This window comes from Salipiger sp. H15 (assembly GCF_040409955.1).
Lineage (GTDB): Bacteria > Pseudomonadota > Alphaproteobacteria > Rhodobacterales > Rhodobacteraceae > Salipiger.
Map to the genome: position 1 here is coordinate 2124502 of NZ_CP123384.1, position 18579 is coordinate 2143080.

The following is an 18579-nucleotide window of genomic DNA, read 5'->3' on the forward strand; positions in this document are numbered from 1 at the left end:
TTCCTGATCTATTGCAGGTTCTTGGCGAGGCGGGTGACCGCCTCCGCGGTGATGCCGAAATGGCGGTAGAGCTCGGGTGCGGGCGCCGAGGCACCAAAGCTGGTCATGCCGACGAAGCCGTCCCCGGGGCGCAGGAGCTGGCACCAGCCCTGCCGGATGGCGGCCTCGATGCCGATGCGCGGGGCCTCGCCAAGCACCTCGGCGCGGTAGTCGGGCGCCTGCTCTTCGAAGAGCTCGAAGCAGGGGGCGGAGACGACGGCGGCCTGGATGCCTTCGCTTGCCAGCGCCTCGGCGGCGGCGAGTGCCAGCTCGACCTCCGAGCCGGTGGCGATCAGCGTCACGTCGCGCTTCGGCGCCTCCTTCAGCACGTAGACGCCGCGGGCGGTGAGGTTGGCCTCGACATGGCGGGTGCGCACCGTCGGCAGGTTCTGCCGCGACAGGCACAGCACCGAGGGGGTGCTGTCCTGCTCCATCGCCAGCGCCCAGGCCTCGGCGGTCTCGACCGCGTCGGCGGGGCGGAAGACCAGCATGTTCGGCATGGCCCGCAGGCTGGCGATGGTCTCGACCGGCTGGTGCGTGGGCCCATCCTCGCCGAGGCCGATGCTGTCATGGGTCATCACGTAGGCGACCGGCACGCCCATCAGGGCCGAGAGGCGCATCGCCGGGCGGCAGTAGTCGGCGAAGGCGAGGAAAGTGCCGCCGTAGGGCTTCAGCCCGCCATGCAGCGCGATGCCGTTCATCGCCGCGGCCATGCCATGCTCGCGGATGCCGTAGTGGATGTAGTCGCCCGCGTAGTCGGCGGCAGTCACCGCGCGCATCCCCTTGGTGCGGGTGTTGTTCGAGCCGGTCAGGTCCGCCGAGCCGCCGACCGTGTTGGGCAGCGTGCCGTTGACCACCTCGAGCGCCATCTCGCTGGCCTTGCGGGTGGCGACCTTGGGCGCGTCCTGCGAGAGCCGGTGCTTGTAGGCGCAGATGGCGGCGTCGAGCGCGGCGCGGTCGACGGGGGCAAAGGTGGCGCGGAAGGCCTCGGCCTGCGGGTCATCCCCGAGCCGGCGGAGCCAGGCCCGCCGCGCCTCGCCACCACGCGCGGCCACGGCACGCCAGGCGGCGGTGACCTCGGGCGGGATGTCGAAGGCCGGGAGGGACCAGTCGAGCACCTCGCGGGCGGCGGCGATCTCTTCGGCGCCCAGCGGGGCGCCATGCACGTCATGCGAGCCCTGCTTGTTGGGCGCGCCGTAGCCGATGATCGTCCTGCAGGCGATCATCGAGGGGCGGTCGTCGGCGCGGGCCATCTCGATGGCGGCGGCGATGGCCTCCTTGTCGTGGCCGTCGACGGCCTGCACGTGCCAACCCGCGGCGCGGAACCGCGCCTGCTGGTCGGTCGAGGTGGAAAGCCCGGTGCTGCCGTCGATGGTGATGCGGTTGTCGTCCCAGAAGAGGATCAGCCGCGACAGGCTCAGGTGGCCGGCAAGGTCGATCGCCTCGTGGCTGATCCCCTCCATCAGGCAGCCGTCGCCGGAGATGACATAGGTGTAGTGATCCACCAGCGCGTCGCCGAAGCGGGCGTTCAGCATCCGCTCGGCCAGCGCCATGCCGACGGCGGTCGAGATGCCCTGTCCGAGCGGGCCGGTGGTGGTCTCGATGCCCTTTGCATGGCCGTATTCCGGGTGGCCCGCGGTGCGCGATCCAAGCTGGCGGAAGCGCCGGATCTCGTCCATCGGCATGTCGTCGTAGCCGAGCAGGTGGTGGATCGCGTAGACCAGCATCGAGCCGTGCCCGGCGCTCATCACGAAGCGGTCGCGGTCGGGCCAGCGGTCGTTCTTCGGGTCGAGCGTGATGAAGCGGTTGAACAGCACCGCCGCCACGTCGGCCATGCCCATCGGGGCGCCAGGATGGCCCGAGTTCGCCTGCTGCACCGCGTCCATGGTGAGCACCCGGATGGCATTGGCCATGAGGTCCTCGGTGGCGGTCACCTTGGTCTGAACGTTCATGTCGTCTCCTCCAATCAGGCGCGCTTGCTCTCGGTGACGAGGCGCTGGACCATGGGCGTGAAGATCAGCTGCATCGCGAGATCCATCTTGCCGCCGGGGATCACGATGGAATTGGCGCGGCTCATCCAGCTGTTCTGGATCATCGAGGTGAGGTAGGGAAAATCGATCCCCCTCGGGTTGCGGAAGCGGATCACCACCAGGCTCTCGTCGGCGGTGGGGATCCAGCGGGCGATGAACGGGTCCGAGGTGTCGACCACCGGCACGCGCTGGAAGTTCACGTCAGTCTGGATGAACTGCGGGCAGATGCAGTGCACGTAGGCGTGCATCCGGCGCAGGATCGTGTCGGTGACCGCCTCGGTGGTGTAGCCGCGGCTGGCCTTGTCGCGGTGGATCTTCTGGATCCACTCGAGGTTGATGACCGGCACCACGCCGATCTTGAGGTCCGCCAGCGCCGCGAGGTTCACCTCGTCATTGGCCACCGCGCCGTGCAGACCCTCGTAGAAGAGCAGGTCGCTGCCCTCGTCGAAGCTTTCCCAGTCGGTGAAGGTGCCGGGGGCGGTGCCCCAGCGCGCCGCCTCGTCGTCGTCGTGCACGTAGTGGCGGGTGCGGCCGGTGCCGGTCTCGCCATAGCCGCGGAAGATGCTCTCGAGCTCGCCGAGCTCGTTGGCGTCGAAGGAGAAATGCGAGAAGGTCTCGTCCCCGGCGGCCTTGCGGGCATCGAGCTCGGCCTTCATGTCGGCGCGGTTGTAGCGGTGGAAGGCGTCGCCCTCGATGCTCACCGCGGTGATCCCCTCGCGCCGGAAGATCTGGTCGAAGGTCGTCTTGACCGTGGTCGTGCCGGCGCCCGAGGAGCCGGTGACGGAGATGATGGGGTGCTTCTTGCTCATGGGTTCGGTCGTTCCGTGAAACTCGGGACAGGGCGGCGGGCGAAAGGCTCAGGCGCGGAACAGGCCGCGGTTGCCGAAGAGGGCAGAGACCTCCTGGTCGGGCAGGTCGTGGTAGGCGGCGACGTGGTCGACCTTGCCCGCCGAGCCGAAGACGAAGGGCGTGCGGGCGTGCAGCGTCTCGGGGATCAGGTCGAGGATGCGGGTGGTGCCGTCGGTGGCGCGGCCCTGCGCTGCCTCGATCAAGAGCGCGATCGGGGCGCATTCGTAGACCATGCGCAGCCGGCCGGCCTCGTAGCCGGGGCGGGCGTCGGACGGGTAGAGAAACAGCCCGCCGCGCATCAGGATGCGGTGGGTCTCGGCGACCAGCGAGGCGATCCAGCGCATGTTGAAGTTGCAGGCGCGCGGCCCCTCGGCCCCGGCGAGGCAATCGTCGATATAGGCGCGGATCGGCTTCGACCAGTGCCGGTAGTTCGAGGCGTTGATCGCGAACTCGGTGCTGGCGCCGTCGACGGTGACGGCATCGCCGAGCAGGGTGAAACGCCCGGTCTCGGGGTCGAGGATGTGGTGCTGCAGCCGGTCGCCGAAGCTCAGCATCAGCATCACCTGCGGGCCGTAGATCACGTAGCCGGCGGCCAGTTGTTCATGCCCGGGGCGGAGGAAGGTCTCCGCCCCGGTCTCGCGGGCGGCACGGAGGGAGAAGATCGTGCCGATGGAGACATTGGTCTCGATGTTGGAAGAACCGTCGAGCGGGTCGATGGCCAGCGCCAGCGTGCCCTCGGGATCGATGAGCAGCGCCTCGTCGCGCTCTTCCGAGGCGTACCAGCGCACGCCGGTGCCGCGCATCGCGGCGGCGAAGGCCTCGTCGGCGAGCACGTCGAGCGCCTTCTGCGCGTCGCCGTCGGCGTTGGCGCCGACATGGGCGGCCATCTGCCCTGCCAGCGGGCCGCGGGCGATCCTTCGGGCAAGGTCGCGGGAAACCCGGCCAAGGGCTTCGAGCGCCGGGCGCAGGACAGCCGGGATCGGCGCCTCCGCGGGGAAAGCTTGGGTGTCGGTCATCAAGGCCTCCTCCTCCTCGACGCGTGACTTGCCCTTGATCTTGGCGGCGCGGCCTTGTTAGAAAAATTTAAAATTTCTGACTGACGTTTAGGAAAATTCTAATGCGCCGTCTGGCCTCGCTGACGCTGAAACAGCTGCGTGCTCTGGAAGCGGTTGAAAGAACTGGATCAATTTCCCGGGCTGCCGAAGAGCTGGGGCTGTCGGCCCCGGCGGTCCACAGCCAGCTGAAGGCGCTTGATACGACTTTCGGATGCGTCCTGTTGACGCGGGAAGGGGCGGGGAAATTCACCGCGACGCCGGAGGGCGCGGCGCTGCTGCAGGCCTGGGCCAGCTCCGAGGCGAGTTTTCGCCGCGCGCTGCAGCGAATCGACGCGCTGCAGAAGGGCATGGCAGGCAGCGTGGTGCTGGGTGTGGTCTCGACCGGGAAATACTTCGCCCCCGGCATCGTCGCGCGGCTGCGCAAGGCCTGCCCGGGGATCGAGATCGTGCTCGAGGTCGGCAACCGCGATGCCATCGTGGCGGCGCTGCACGACCGGGCGCTCGACCTCGCGATCATGGGACGCCCCCCGCGCGAGCCCGCCGTCGAGGCGCTGTCGATCGGCGATCACCCGCACGTGCTGATCGCGTCGCCCGATCACCCGCTCGCCACCGCCGCGACGATCACGCCGGAGGACGTGCTGGAAGAGACCATCCTGATGCGCGAGCCCGGCTCCGGCACGCGCATCCTCGCGACGCGCTTTCTCGACCGGATCGGCGAGGGCAAGCCCTATGCGCGGTCCGAGATGAACTCGAACGAGACGATCAAGCAGGCGGTGATCGCGGGGCTTGGGATCGCGCTCATCTCCTATCACACCGTCGCCGAGGAGCTGCGCAGCGGCCGGCTTGCGACGATCGACCTGCCGGGCCTGCCGATCGTGCGCCACTGGTTCCTGCTGCACCGCGCCGACATGCCGGTGACCGGGGCGGCGCGCACGGTGTGGGATTTCATCGCGGCCGAGCGCGCAGGCTTCCTGCCGAGCTGGCCGCCCTCGGCCTGAGCTGGCGGCGGGCAGGGCGTGCCCCGGCGCGACAAGGTCGCGCCGGGGATGGTTTGGGTCAGAACGACTTGGTGAGCGAGACGTTGAAGGTCCGGGGCTCGCCGCGGAAGTTGAACACCGAGGTGCTGCCGACGCGGGCGTAATATTCCTCGTCGAAGACGTTATCCACGCCGGCGCGCAGCACCAGACCGTTGTCGAAGCTCTTCGAGGTCATCAGGTCCACCGTGCCGTAGCTCGGGGCCTCGATGCCGCGCGACGAGAACTCGGACATCCAGGTGACCTGACCGCCGAAGCTCCAGCCCGCCAGCGCGCCCTCCTGCACGTCATAGGAGCCGGAGAGCTTGACCATGTGCTCGGGCGTGTAGGTCGAGAAATTCTCGCCCTCGCTCTCGCCGTTAAGGTACTCGGTCCAGGTGTAGGTGTAGCCCGCCGCGAGGTGGATGTTCTCGGTGACCTCGCCCGCGACGCCGAGCTCGAAGCCCGAGGACGAGACCTCTTCCTCGGCGACGTAATAGTCCTCGCCGATCACCTGCACCGGGCGGTTGACCTCGCGCAGGTCGAAGATCGCCGCCGAGACGTCGAGCCCGTAGGCCAGCCGCGCCTTCACGCCGATCTCGACCTGCTGGCCCTCGACCGGGTCGAGCAGGTCGCCGCCCTTGTCCACCTCGGACTGCGGGATGAAGATCTCGGAGTAGCTTGCGTAGAGCGTGATGTTCGGGGTCAGGTCATAGGTCAGCCCGCCGAAGGGGGTAAGCTGGGCCTGGACGTCGTACTCCTCGGTCGCGACCGCGCCGGACGAGAGGGTGGTCGTGTCCACCGTGCCCTCGTACCAGCTCAGCCGCGCGCCGCCGATGAAGGTGAGCGCCTCGGTCGGCGAGAGCCGGAGCTGCGAGTAGAGGCCGGTGGAGTCCGTCTCGGTCCGGGTCTTGGTGGAATAGTCCACGTCGGGTCTTGCCACCGAGGAACTGTCCCAGTCGTCGAGATCCCAGCTGCCCGAGATCGTCCCGCGCGCCTGGTACATGGTGTTGTCGGTCTTCTGCCAGTCCGCCCCGACGATCGCCACGCCGTCCCAGCCGCCGAGCATGAAGGGCAGTTCGGTATGCAGGTCGAGCGCGAGGCTGTCCTGCTCGAAGTCGCGCGCGAGCCAGGCAAGGCGCGAGACGGTGTTGTCCTCGGCGGCGTTGGTGCCCGCGTAGGCGTAGAGGAAGTTCGCCTCCTGGTGCGAGTTGCGCAGCGAGAACTTCACCCGCCCGCCATTGTCGAAGAAATGCTCCGCCGCGACGACGGCATCGGTGGTCGCGTTGTCGAACTCGTTCCAGTCCATCGCCGTGGTGGCATCGACATCGGTCCAGATCAGCGAGTTGTCGGCATAGGTCGGCAGGCCGTTGAAGGGCGCGATGTCGCGCTCCATGTGGCTGAGCGAGAAGGTCAGCCTGGTGTCGGGGGTCACGTCCCAGGCCAGCGTGCCATAGAGCGAGGTGACGGCGTTCTCGGTCTCGTCGATGAAGCCGTCGCCCGCGCCGTAGGCCGCCACGAAGCGGCCGCGCAGCGTGCCGTCGGCGTTGAGCGCACGCGACACGTCGACCTCGGCGCGGGCCTGGCCGTTGGAATCCGCCGAGATCGTGCCGTAGCCCTTGAGCTCCTTCGAGGTGGCCTGCTTGAGGCGCATGTTGATCGACCCGGCGGGCTCGCCGGTGCCGATGAAGAGGCCCGCCGGACCTTTCAGCACCTCGACGTGGTCGACGATCGAGAGGTCGGGCTGGGTGCCGTAGATCGAGCTGACCGGGGCCGGGAGCCCGTCGAAGTAGAGGTAGTCGAACTCGTAGCCGCGCGAGAAGATCGACGACCGGCCGGTGTCGTTGTTCAGGATCATGATGCCCGGCGTGTCGGCCAGCGCCTCCTCGAGCGCGGTGTAGCCCGCGTCCTCGATGACCTTGCGGGTCACGACCCAGGTGGATTGCGGCACCTCGCGCGGGGTCATCGTGGCCTTTTCGCCGACCGAGATGAGGTCGGTCGTGTAGCTGTTGCTGCCCTCGGTCTCGTAGCTCGCGCCGTCGAAGGCGATCTCGCCGAGGTAGACGTCGTCCTGCGCGAAGACAGGCGTCGAGAGGGCCGTCGAGAGCAGCAGAGCTACCTTCGCCGGCATGCAAGTGCGCGGAATCATGTGTCCCTCATATCTGAGTATTTTTATAAGTTTAGTATTTTGCTTGGTTACTAGCCGAGGGATTTGACGCCGTCCAGCATCAATCGCGCAGGCCCCGCCGGGAGGGCCGGCGGGGCCGTTGGGTCTTCAGGACATCGGTCTGGGAGAGGCGCCCCGGGCTCAGGCGACGGGCGTCACGGGTGCCAGCGCGACATGTGCTGCCGCTGGCGCTCGGTCAGGCCGTTGCGGAAGAGCTGCTCGTAATACTCTTCCTCGACGTGGTGCGCCTGCAGCCAGATGCCGGGGGCGTGGATCGCCTCGCAATGGGCGGGGAAGCGGCCGTGGGTCTCGTGGATGTAGGTGCAGATGTCGCGGCAGCAGGCGATGACGTCCTGCTCGTATTCCGCCGCCTCGCGCAGGTAGCGCGCGCCGAAATCGCCCTTGTAGATGCGCTCGAAGATGCCCGCGTCTTTGTAGAGCCCGCCCGGGCCGAACTTGCCCGCGACCACCGTGTCCACCGCCTCGGCCATCGAGGCGTAGTTGGGCGGGCACTTGCACCTGATGAGAGCCTCGCCCTGATGGGTCAGCCCGACCGCGTGGCTGCGCACGTGCCTCATGGCGCGCACCGGCAGGGTGTGCCAGCGCAGCAGGTCCATGAAGCGCCACTTCGGCGAGACGTAGTCGAAACCGAGCATGGTGCCGAACCGGCCGCGGAACTTCGGATCGCCCATCAGCACCGGCGGCGAGATCGCCCCGTGAATCCACCCGCCGAGCCCCAGCGCCTCGGTCGTCAGGAAGAGGTTCTGCACCAGCAGGCTCGCCTCGATCTCGGTGCGCATCTGGTAGACCGCGCCGAGCGGCAGCTTGATGTCCTTGTTGAGAAAGCCGTTCCTGATCCACTTCTTTGTCCCGGCGGGGCGGTAGAAGTTGCGGTCGTCGATGAGCGCGGGCCGGGCCTTCTCGGGCTGGGTCAGCAGGTACATCAGCCCGTTGATGTACTGGTGCGAGAGGTCGACGACCGGGAAGAACACCGTGGTGCCGGGCCGGTTCGACAGGAAACGGTTGGAATCGAGATAGGCCGGGAAGTCGCGCATCCCCGTCGGCACGTCGATGCGCCGGTCGAGGAGCCGGACCTTGGCGGCCTCGGCGCGGGACAGAAGCGCCGCCTCGGACCAGGGGTCGATGCCCTCCTCGGGCGGGGGCAGGTGGCGGATGAAATAGGTGCCTTCGTCGTTGATCATGAAGAAATAGGTGCCCTGCGCATTGTCGGGGCTGCCCGCGGTGCGCCCCTCCATCACGAGGTTCGGCTTTGACATGATCGGATCGCCGGTCTCGTCGTCCTGCCACGGCCGGTCGGGCATGGTGAGCCCGGTGGCCCCGGTGGCCGCGATGAGGATCGCCTCTTCAAGCTTGCTCAGCGGCACCGGCTCGGCTTTCGACGTGTAGGAGGCCGAGCCCGCGGGCACGTCGTAGCCGCGCGGCACGCGCCGGGTGCGCCGCGACCAGAGCACGCGGGCGAGGGGCTCCTGCAGGAAGGCGGCGAGGCCGGACTGGGGGTGATCGTGGTCCTTCATGACGGCGCCCTCCTAGACCGTCCGCCACGGCGCAAAGGCGGTGGCGTCGCGCGGCAGCACCGGCCCCAGCTCGGGACAGTGGCGCAGGATCACGCTGGTCATGGAATTGCGCTCGATCCAGTCCATGCCGAGCGGCGAGTAGATCTCGGGCCGGAAGTCCACCGTCAGGAAGCGATCCGACTGCAACCGGCGCGAGGCCATGAGGATGAAGATGCGGAAGGCGGTGTCGGAGAAGCCGAAGCCGGTGGGCGGCGCCTCGCCGAGCAGGCCGACGACCGTATCGACGTGGTCGAGCTGGCCGTAGATCTCGCGGCAGAGCCGGTTGGTCTCGGGGTCCGGGGTCAGGTCATCCCAAGACTTGATTTCCGGCATGTGCAGCCCGCGGCGGAAGCCGTTGTAGCGCGGCACCTTGCGCACCCGCGTGCGCATGATGTCCACCACCGACAGGTCGATCACCTCGCCCTCGCGCTCGAAATGCTGCAGCGAGCGGGGGAAGTTGTGCAGGGTGATCGCCCCGGGATGGGCGGTGCCGAAGGAGTAGAGCGCGTCGCGCAGCCCGATGGCGCGCATCTCGTCGTCGGCCTGCGCTCCCTGGATGTCGAGGAAGCCCCGGCGCAGCCGCTGCTTCCCGGTGCCGTAGTCGTAGAAGATGTAATCGTCGGGGATGAGAGGGTGCATCCGGTAGACCGTGGCGAACTCCTCGGTCAGCGAGTAGGGCGCGGCGTGGTGGTCGGGCATGGTCCGGGGGATGCCCTTCAGCGCGTGCACGTCGGTCAGCCAGATGCCGAGCTTCGTCAGCCAGTCGCCCGAGGGCGGGCCGTACCAGTTGGTCTTCATGCCGATGTCGAGCGCCTCGGTGCCGAGGATGGCGGGCGTCCATTCCACCGTGTGGATCTTGGCGATCAGAGCCGAGACGATCAGCCGGGCGGTCTGGTAGAGCCGCTCGTCGTCCCAGTGCGGGTAGGCGCGTCCGAGCTCGCCCACCAGCACGTTGTGCTCGCGCGCGAAGAGCGTGTGCATCACGGACAGCCCCATCCACCAGCTCTCGTTGAAGCCGGTCATCGACATGCCGTTCACGTCCTCGGGCAGGTAGCCCTTCTCGTTGAGCCTGATCCGCGGCCCGTCGCGCAGCGAGCGGGCGCGCTCGGGATCGGCGCCGTAGACCTCCGATCCGTCCCACCAGTGCGAGGTGGTGTTGGTGAAGACCCAGTCCGACGACGGATGGGGCACGTTGCCCGAGATGCGCATCTCGCGCCCCGGGGTGTCGCCGGGACGCGAGGCCCAGTCGGGATACTTGCCGGGGATCGGCACGACCAGGTCCTGCTCGCCCAGCTTGCGCCGCTGGTGCGCCACCCAGTCATGCACCTGGAACTGGATCCAGGCGGCGGCGAGGATGTTGAGCGTGCGCGCCGGGATGAAGGCCTTGCGGTCCATCAGCTCGCGGCAGACGGTGACGGCGTTGGGCTCGTCGGGGGGGATCGTCTCGAGCGGCATGTTGCGCCCGAAGGTCGCGCCGACCGCGCCCATGCGCGGATCGCTCAGGTCATTGGCGCGCCCGTCGTAGGTGCGGAAGGCGCGCTCCTCCGGCAGCGGGGCGACGGGCAGGGCGCGGGCCGAGGGCGGGGCCTCGCGCGGCTCGGTGTCGACGAGGTTCTGCGCGCGCAGGTCGTAGCGCAGCGCGTCGAGGTTGAGCAGGCTGGTCCGCAGCCGCATCCGGTGCCACGGCACACGGGTGTTGAGCTTGCGCAGCAGCCACCGCGTGCCGCCGCCGAACATGCGGTTCTGCAGCGGCGGGCGCTCGGACCGCCAGCGCATCGCGCTGCGGTGATGCAGCGAGGCGTCGTAGACCGCCTTGCGCGCGCGGTTGAGGTGGCCGAGTGGGCGGAACTCCTCGGTGGTGTTCCACGGGTTGAACCCGCCGTCGTCCAGCGCCCGCTGCTCGGCGATCGCATCGGGAGCGGTCAGGTCGCGCCGGGGCAGGGTCAGCGTGGCGGCAAGGATCGGCGGGCTGTCGCGCTCGGTCCAGTCCTGCGCCGCGTCCTCGATCGGGGTGAGGCTTTCGGTGACGAAGCGCTGCAGGTAGAGCTCGAAGGTGACGTCCCCCGCCGCGATGCGCTGGGCGAACTCGGCCGAGAGCCGGCCCGCACCATGGGCGGGGAAGGCCCCGGGCGTGCCGCGCGCGGGCTTGAAGGCGTAGCGCACCGCTTCGTCGCCCCAGCGGATCGCGCCGCGGCTCCAGTAGCTTTCGAGCGCGACGCTGTCGCAGGGCCGCAGCGCCTCGCGCACGTTGCCGAGCATCCGCCGCACCTCGCTGACCCCGAGCGTCCGGCAGAGCCCGGCGAGCCCCGCCGCCCGCGACAGCCCGCCGCCCGAGACGGCATGGGCGAAATGCACGAACTGGTGCGCGTCGCGGGCGTGCGGCACCGGCCAGTTGGTGGCGAGCAGGTCGTGGTGCTCGGTCTCCGAGACCGCGATGCGCAGCGCAAGCCCGCGCAGGTCCTTCTCCTCGTCGGATTTCGCGAAGGAGGCGGCATTGGAGAAACGCACGCTGGCGGGATAGCTGGCTCCGGGCCGGGCGAAGCCGACGCGCAGGTCCTCGGGCAGCGCCTGCGAGAAGGTGAGCGTCCCGCCGGAGAAGGCGGCGATCGACTTGGCGTGGAAGGCGCGGTCGACGCGCCGCGCCTTGCCCGCCTTGCGCGACTTCAGCTGCGCGTCGAGCATGAGATCGGCCAGCTTCAGGAACTCCGCCCGTTCCGCCTCGGGCGAGCCGCCACGGTAGGTTTCCGCCCATTTCACCCGTCCGGCCGAAAGGCCGCCATCGCCACCGTCAGACACCGATCCGCTCCCTTATGCCGTGCCAGATCGCCGCGAGGATGCCCTCGGGGTCCGGGCTGTAATGGGGCAGGGCAAGCCGGGTGATCCGCGCGTCGATCAGCGTCGGCCGGCCGGAGGCGATGGCCCTGCGGAATGCCTCCTCGAAGTCTTCCTCGTCCTCGACCCGGAAGCCCTCGGCGCCGCAGGCATGGGCGTAGGCCACCCAGTCGGGGGTCTCGAATTCGGTCAGCGCCGTGTCGAAGAAGGCCGAGAGCTGGTAGAGCTTGATCAGCTTGAACTCGCCGTCGTTGAAGATCACCCAGACCACGGGGATGTTGTGGGTGACGGCGGTCATCAGCTCGAAGCCCATCATCAGGTAGCAGCCGTCGCCCACCGCGGCGACCACCGGGCGCGAGGGATCGGCGAACTTCGCCCCCAGCGCGCCGCAGACGCCGATGCCCATCGGCCCGTAGGTGCCGGGCTTGCGGAAGTTCTGCCCCTCGCGCATCTCGAGGTAGTAGCCGCACCAGGCCGCGTGGGCGCCCGCGTCGGCCAGCACCACGCCGCGCGGCGGCAGGTTGCGCGAGATCGCCTGCACCATGCGCCCCGGATGCAGCCCCTTGTGCACGCCGATCACGAAGCGCTCGTCGTAATCCTTCGGGCGGTAGTCGATTTCCGGGCGGTGCCCGACGCTGGCGTCGAGCCTTTCATGCAGCGCCGTGAGCGCCAGCTTCGCGTCGGCGACGATGGCCGCGTCGGCGCGGTAGATCTTGTCGATCTCGCCCGGGTCGATGTTGATGTGGATGAGCTGCCTGCCGTCGAAGAGCCCGTCGTCGAAGTCGAAGGTCGCGTGCTGGGCGAAGGAATTGCCGATGGCGAGCACCAGCTCGCTCTCCTCCCAGATGTCGCGCGCGGCCTTGTGGCCGCTGTCGCAGAAGATGCCGATGGCGAGCCGGTGCTGCTCGTCGACGATGCCCTTGCCATCCATGGTGGTCAGCAGCGGCAGCTCGAACCGCTCGATGAAGCGGCGCAGCGCCTCGCCGGCGCCCGAGCGGACCGCGCCGAAGCCGGCCAGCACGCAGACCCGGTCGCCGCGGTTCAGCGCGTCCTCGAGCAGGTTCCCCGCCGCCTCGAGCTGCGCCGGGTCGGGCGCGACCGGGGCGGGGCGCACGTCGATGCGGCGGAAGTTCGGCACCTCGACGCTGCGCGGGGTGATGTCCTCGGCGATGGCGATGTGTACCGGGCCGGGCCGCCCCTCGAAGGCGATGCGCACCGCGCGCTCGAGGGTGTCGACCAGCTTCGCCGGATCGGTCACGAGGAAATTCGCGGGCTTGCCGGTGGCGGGATCGGTCTTGCAGCAGGCGTCGAACATCATGTGCGAGTTCGGCGTGCGGCCGCGGCCCGAGGTCTCGTTGAGCCCGCCGCGCCCCTCCCACGCAACGGTGGAATAGCCGCTGATCGCCAGCACCGGGTAGCTGTCGGTGAGCGCGACGCAGAGCCCCGAGATCAGGTTGAAGGCCCCGGGCCCCGCGGTCGCGAAACAGACGCCCAGCCGACCCGTGAACATCGCGTAGCCGCAGGCCATGAAGGCGGCGGCCTGTTCGTTCTTGGCGATGATCGGGCGGATCCGCTTCGAGGCGTCGAGCGCGAGCATCAGCCCCGCCGCGTTCTCTCCGGCGCCGCCAAACGCAGCGTCAACGCCGATGTCCCCTAGTGCCTCAACAATCGCTTCATGGACGCGCATTGGAACCCCGTGGATCGGTAGACCGAATGGGCTGTCGTCGCGGGCGAAGACCAGCGAGTAGAGCAATAAATTCACAGCGGAAATTCCCACCACTATAGCGCGAGTCCGCCGAAAAATCCATCGCTCCGGGTGTATGGTATTCCACCACTCCGCACCGCCCGGGGGAAAGCGGCCCCCCGAGGCGGCGCGGCGCTCGTCCGGCGCGCTTTGGCACCTATGTGTTTTGACCTGAGGCCCCGCGCAGTATAATGGGACTGCAATCCAGAGAGGCATTGCTCGTGATCAGGTTCATCTTCTCCTTCTTCGGGGCCATCTTCAGCGTCATCACCCTCGGGCTGATGGCCATCGCGCTGTCCATCGGCGCGGTGTTCTGGATCTATGGCCGCGACCTGCCGAGCCACGAGAGCCTGGCGCAATACACCCCGCCGACGATCAGCCGCATCTACTCGCAGGAAGGCCGGATCATCGACGAGTTCGCGCAGGAGCGACGGCTCTTCACCCCGGCGGACCAGATCCCCGACCTGGTGAAGGAGGCCTTCATCTCGGCCGAGGACAAGAACTTCTACGAGCACCACGGCTATGACGTGCGCGGCATCGCCGCCGCCGTGGTCGACGCGGTGCGCACCCGCGGCCGCGACGTGCGCGGCGCCTCGACCATCACCCAGCAGGTGATGAAGAACTTCCTGCTCTCGGGCGACCGCAAGATCGAGCGCAAGATCAAGGAGATCATCCTCGCCGCCCGGCTCGAGGAGACGCTGAGCAAGGACAAGATCCTCGAGCTCTACCTCAACGAGATCTTCCTCGGCCAGAACTCCTACGGCGTCACGGCCGCGGCGCAGACCTATTTCAACAAGAGCCTGTCGGAACTCGCCCCGCACGAGGCGGCGATGCTGGCCTCGATGCCCAAGGCGCCCTCGGACTTCCACCCGGTGCGCAACAAGCAGCGCCTGCTCGACCGCCGCAACTACGTGCTGCGTGAGATGCTCGAGAACGGCTACATCGACGAGGCCACCTTCGAGAGCGAAGTGGCGCTGCCGCTGAAGTCGGTGCAGAACGGCGATTTCGAGCCCTACCAGGACTCGCTGCCGCCGCGCGACTACTTCACCGACGAAATCCGCCGCCAGCTGACTTCCGAGTTCGGCGAGGGCGAGTTCTTCTCGGGGGGCCTGTCGGTCCGCGCGACGCTCGATCCCGAGATGCAGGTCGAGGCGGCCAAGTCGCTGCGCATCGCGCTCGAGGATTACGACCGCAGCCTCGGCCGGTGGCGCGGCACCGGCAAGACCATCGCCGAGGACCAGCTCGGCTCGGAAGAGGCCTGGCGCGCGGCGCTGGCCGCCGTGCCCGTGGCGCGCGACATCGACCTCGACAGCCAGTGGTACCCGGCCGTGGTGCTCGATGTGGCCGACGCGCAGATGCGCCTCGGCATCGAGGGCGTCGAGGACACCGCCGAGCGCCCGACCGTGGTGCCGCGCAACGACATCAGCTGGGCCAAGGGCAGCTTCGCCGACAACTTCAAGCGCGGCGACGTGGTGCACGTGCGCGCGATGAATGACGACAAGACCGGCGAGTTCATCCGCTGGACGCTGCGCCAGGTGCCGCGGGTGCAGGGCGCCTTCATGGCGATGGACGTGAACACCGGCCGGGTGATCTCGATGCAGGGCGGGTTCAGCTACCAGAACTCGGTGTTCAACCGCGCCACCCAGGCGCTGCGCCAGCCCGGCTCGAGCTTCAAGCCCTTCGTCTACGCCGCGGCGCTGGACTCGGGCTTCGCCCCCTCGACGATCATCATCGACGCCCCGATCGAGATCAACACGCCGCAGGGCGTGTGGCGGCCGAAGAACGCCTCGAACACCTACTACGGCCCGACCCCGCTGCGCACCGGCATCGAGCAGTCGCGCAACCTGATGACCATCCGCCTCGCGCAGGAGATCGGCATGGACACGGTGGCGAACTACGCCGAGAAGTTCGGCGTCTACGACCACATGGGCCGGGTGCTGGCCAACGCGCTCGGCGCGGACGAGACCACGCTCTACAAGATGATCTCGGCCTATGCGATGTTCGCCAACGGCGGCGAGCGGGTCGAGCCGACGCTGGTCGACCGGGTGCAGGACCGCTACGGCCGCACGGTCTACAACCACGAGTACCAGAAGGGCAACGAGCGCACCTGCCTCGACTGCGCCGATCCCAACCTGCCGCCGGGCCGCGGCCCGGACATCCGCAACAACCGTGACCGGATCATGGACGCGGTCACCGCCTACCAGCTGACCTCGATGATGCAGGGCGTGGTGCAGCGCGGCACCGCGGCGCGCACGGTGAACCTGCCGGTGCCGACCGCCGGCAAGACCGGCACCACCAACGACTCCAAGGACGTGTGGTTCCTCGGCTTCACCTCGAACATCGTCGCCGGCTGCTACATCGGCTACGACACGCCACGCCCGCTCGGCCACGGTGCCTCGGGCGGCGGGCTCTGCGGGCCGGTGTTCAACCGGTTCATGCTCAAGGCGGTCGAGAAATACGGCGGCGGCCAGTTCAAGGTTCCCCCGGCCTGCAACTTCATCAACATCGACCGCTTCACCGGCGCCCGGCTCGGCCCGGACGCCAGCGGCGACAACGTGGTGGCCGAGTGCTTCCGCTCGGGCGAGGAACCGCTCTTCGGCATCCAGCTCGATGGCGGCTGGGCGATGACCGGCAATTTCGACATGATCCAGCCCGACGGCTCGACCCGTCCGCGCGAGATCACCACCTCGACCGGCCGCAAGGCGACGGTGGGGCCCAAGGCCTCGTTCGGTACGCTGAGCTCGGGCGGGCTCTACTGAGCGCAGCGCCGCATCCCGAAGACCGAGGCGGAGGGGCTGTCCCCTCCGCCTTTTGCTTTTCCGGCTGAAAGGGCGTGGAGGGGCGCTGCCCCTCTTGGCCTTCGGCCAATTCACCCCGGCGTATTTTCAAAGAGAAGAGGGGCCAGGGGGGGGGCGCCGCGCAGCCTTCCGGCTTCTTCTCTTTCCAAATACGCATGACCACCCTTGCCGCCCGCGCGGCGCGGGGGAGGCGCGCCGATGAAAAAGGCGGGGGGCTGGGCCCCCCGCCTCCGGCGGTACTTCAAGCTGAGGTTGCGCGCTCAGCGGCCGCGGATGCGCGGGTCGAGCGCGTCGCGCAGCCCGTCGCCGAGGTAGTTGACCCCGAGCACGGTGAGCGAGATCGCGATGCCGGGCAGGATCACCCGCTCGGGGAAGTCCTCCATCCGCGCCACCGCGTCGGCCAGCATCTTGCCCCAGGTCGGGAAGTCCGAGGGGAAGCCGACGCCGAGGAAGGACAGCGCGCTCTCGGTGATGATCGCCGTGGCGAGGCCGAGCGTCGCCGAGACCATGATCGGCGAGAGCACGTTCGGCAGCAGGTGGCGGGTGATGATCTGGAACGGCCGCGTGCCGATCGAGCGCGCCGCCAGCACGAACTCGCGCTCCTTCAGCGCCAGCACGTCGCCGCGCACGATGCGCGCCGTGGGCATCCACGAGGTGATGCCGACCACGGTGACGATGAGGATGAACATGCCGCCCTCGGGGCCGAAGTTCGCCCGCAGCGGCTGGCGGAACAGGGTCACCGCGACCAGGAGCAGCGGCAGGATCGGCAGCGACAGGAAGAGGTCCGTCAGGCGCATCAGCGGGCCGTCGAGCTTGCGGAAGTAGCCGGCCAGCACGCCGATCCCGGCGCCGATCACCAGCGACAGGATCATCGCCGCCCAGCCCACCGCCATCGAGGCGCGCCCGCCGGCGATCAGCTGCGAGAGGTTGTCGCGGCCGAGCTGGTCCGAGCCCAGCGGATGCGCCCAGCTGGTCTTCGCCGTGCCGTCCCAGAGCGTGGTGTAGATCGGCCGCATGTCCTTGGCGCGGATGTCGAGCGCCTGCGGATCGAGCGTCCAGAGATAGGGCCCGAGCAGCACGCCCAAGGTGATGAAGAGCAGGAAGAAGGCCCCGACCATCGCGCCCTTGTGCTTGCGGAACTGGCTCCAGACGTCCTTCCACTTGGAGCGCGGCGGCTTGTCCGGTCCCTTGTCGCGCAGGGCCTCGATCGGGGCGGGGGAGGCGGGAACGGGCTCAGTCATAGCGGATCCTCGGGTCGAGAAGGCCGTAGAGGATGTCGGCGATCAGGTTGAACAGAACGATCAGCACGGCGAAGATGAAGGTCAGCGTCATCACCATCGGCAGGTCGTTGGCAAAGAGCGCGGTGATCAGCAGCTGGCCGATCCCGTTCACCTTGAAGACGTTCTCGGTGATGATCGCGCCGCCGAAGATCGAGGGCACGCCGAGCGCGATGACGGTGATCACCGGGATCATCGAGTTGCGCAGCACGTGCACCATGACCACCACGGCCTCCGAAAGGCCCTTGGCGCGGGCGGTGCGCACGTAGTCCTGGTTGAGGTTGTCGAGCATCGAGGCGCGCATGTAGCGCGACAGCTGCGCGGTGGTCTGGAAGGCCAGCACCATGACCGGCATGATCATCTGCACGATCTGGAACTTGAAGCTCGCCCAGTCGCGGACCACGTGGGTGGTGTCGTAGATCGACGGGAACCAGCCGAGGTAGACCGAGAAGATCACGATCAGCAGAGGGCCGGTGAAGAACGGCGGGATCGAGAAGCCGACCATGGTGATGAAGGTGCCGGCCTGGTCGAAGACCGAGTATTGCCGGTAGGCCGAGTAGATGCCGATGGGCAGGGCGATGAGCACGCCGACCACGTAGCTGAGGCCGACCACCCAGAGCGTCTGCGGGATGCGCTGCAGCACGATGTCCATCACCGGCGAGCGGGTCTGCCAGGAGATCACCCGCAGCTGGCCGTTGTAGAGATGCGTGTCGGGCAGCCAGCCGAGCAGCCAGCTGTCGCGGGTGAGCCAGTCGATGAAGATCTTGGGCTCGATCCAGAAGACCTGCACCAGCCATTTCCAGTATTGCACCAGCGCCGGCTCGCCGACACCGAGCGCGTCGCGCATCTTCTGCTTCACCTCGGGGGGCACGGTCAGCGGCACCTGCGCCATGGGATCGCCCGGCGCGAGCTGCAGCAGCATGAAGATCACGAAGCTGATGAAGAGCAGCGTCGGGACCGAAAGGACGAGGCGGCGGATCGCGTAGGTCAGCATGGGCGGACCTTTCGGATGGGGGCGCGGGCGGGGCGGCGCCGCGTGTGCGGCGGCAATGTCCGGCACCGGGCGTGGCTGCGGGCTGTGTGCGTCATGAATTCCGTGTCATTGCTGTTGGACCCGTGCGGCGGCACCGGCTGTCGCCGCGAGGCGCCGTGGGCCGGGAAGGAGGACCGGCCCGAGGGGCCGAGGTCGGGGTTCCGGAGA

At 68.5% G+C, this 18579-nt stretch carries 11 protein-coding genes; 2 read left to right on the forward strand and 9 right to left on the reverse strand.

Translation table 11 applies throughout. The annotated features are described in order from the left end of the window. Nucleotides 1-8 precede the first annotated feature (8 nt). From tkt to PVT71_RS10375, 3 genes are read right to left on the reverse strand one after another with little or no spacing between them, the layout of a single operon-like run. Nucleotides 9-1991: a transketolase gene (gene tkt, locus PVT71_RS10365; RefSeq protein WP_353471707.1), complete on the reverse strand. Its 1983-nt coding sequence runs from the start codon at nucleotides 1989-1991 to the stop codon at nucleotides 9-11. A 14-nt stretch (nucleotides 1992-2005) separates the two neighbouring features. After that, nucleotides 2006-2878 carry a phosphoribulokinase gene (locus tag PVT71_RS10370; protein WP_353471708.1) on the reverse strand — a complete coding sequence of 291 codons (873 nt, stop codon included), beginning with the start codon at nucleotides 2876-2878 and terminating at the stop codon, nucleotides 2006-2008. Nucleotides 2879-2926: 48 nt separating this feature from the next. Beyond that, complete coding sequence (locus PVT71_RS10375; RefSeq protein WP_353471709.1) at nucleotides 2927-3934, reverse strand: class 1 fructose-bisphosphatase; 1008 nt, start codon at nucleotides 3932-3934, stop codon at nucleotides 2927-2929. A 101-nt stretch (nucleotides 3935-4035) separates the two neighbouring features. Between PVT71_RS10375 and cbbR the strand changes: the two genes are divergently transcribed. Beyond that, nucleotides 4036-4971 carry a LysR family regulator CbbR gene (cbbR, locus tag PVT71_RS10380; RefSeq protein ID WP_353471710.1) on the forward strand — a complete coding sequence of 312 codons (936 nt, stop codon included), beginning with the start codon at nucleotides 4036-4038 and terminating at the stop codon, nucleotides 4969-4971. A gap of 58 nt (nucleotides 4972-5029) precedes the next feature. Here cbbR and PVT71_RS10385 read toward each other — a convergent pair whose 3' ends face one another. From PVT71_RS10385 to PVT71_RS10400, 4 genes are all read right to left on the reverse strand, one after another. Beyond that, the gene (locus PVT71_RS10385) at nucleotides 5030-7135 is read right to left on the reverse strand and encodes a TonB-dependent siderophore receptor (protein ID WP_353471711.1); all 2106 of its coding nucleotides are present in this window, start codon (nucleotides 7133-7135) and stop codon (nucleotides 5030-5032) included. A gap of 173 nt (nucleotides 7136-7308) precedes the next feature. Then, complete coding sequence (locus PVT71_RS10390) at nucleotides 7309-8688, reverse strand: hypothetical protein (protein WP_353471712.1); 1380 nt, start codon at nucleotides 8686-8688, stop codon at nucleotides 7309-7311. 12 nt (nucleotides 8689-8700) lie between these two features. Next, a complete protein-coding gene (locus PVT71_RS10395) occupies nucleotides 8701-11523 on the reverse strand; it encodes a peroxidase family protein (protein WP_353471713.1) in 2823 nt (940 codons plus the stop codon). Then, the gene (locus PVT71_RS10400; protein WP_353471714.1) at nucleotides 11516-13519 is read right to left on the reverse strand and encodes a thiamine pyrophosphate-binding protein; all 2004 of its coding nucleotides are present in this window, start codon (nucleotides 13517-13519) and stop codon (nucleotides 11516-11518) included. Before PVT71_RS10400 ends, PVT71_RS10395 begins: the two co-directional genes overlap by 8 nt. A gap of 5 nt (nucleotides 13520-13524) precedes the next feature. On the opposite strand from PVT71_RS10400, the gene PVT71_RS10405 reads away from it, so the two are divergent. Beyond that, nucleotides 13525-16062 carry a penicillin-binding protein 1A gene (locus PVT71_RS10405; protein ID WP_353471715.1) on the forward strand — a complete coding sequence of 846 codons (2538 nt, stop codon included), beginning with the start codon at nucleotides 13525-13527 and terminating at the stop codon, nucleotides 16060-16062. A gap of 299 nt (nucleotides 16063-16361) precedes the next feature. Here PVT71_RS10405 and PVT71_RS10410 read toward each other — a convergent pair whose 3' ends face one another. Together PVT71_RS10410 and PVT71_RS10415 are read right to left on the reverse strand one after the other, a co-directional pair. After that, nucleotides 16362-17342 (reverse strand): ABC transporter permease, encoded by a 981-nt coding sequence (locus PVT71_RS10410; RefSeq protein ID WP_353471716.1) that lies wholly within the window; start codon nucleotides 17340-17342, stop codon nucleotides 16362-16364. Continuing rightward, a complete protein-coding gene (locus tag PVT71_RS10415; protein WP_353471717.1) occupies nucleotides 17335-18372 on the reverse strand; it encodes an ABC transporter permease in 1038 nt (345 codons plus the stop codon). The genes PVT71_RS10410 and PVT71_RS10415 overlap by 8 nt, the downstream gene beginning before the upstream one ends. Nucleotides 18373-18579 lie beyond the last annotated feature (207 nt).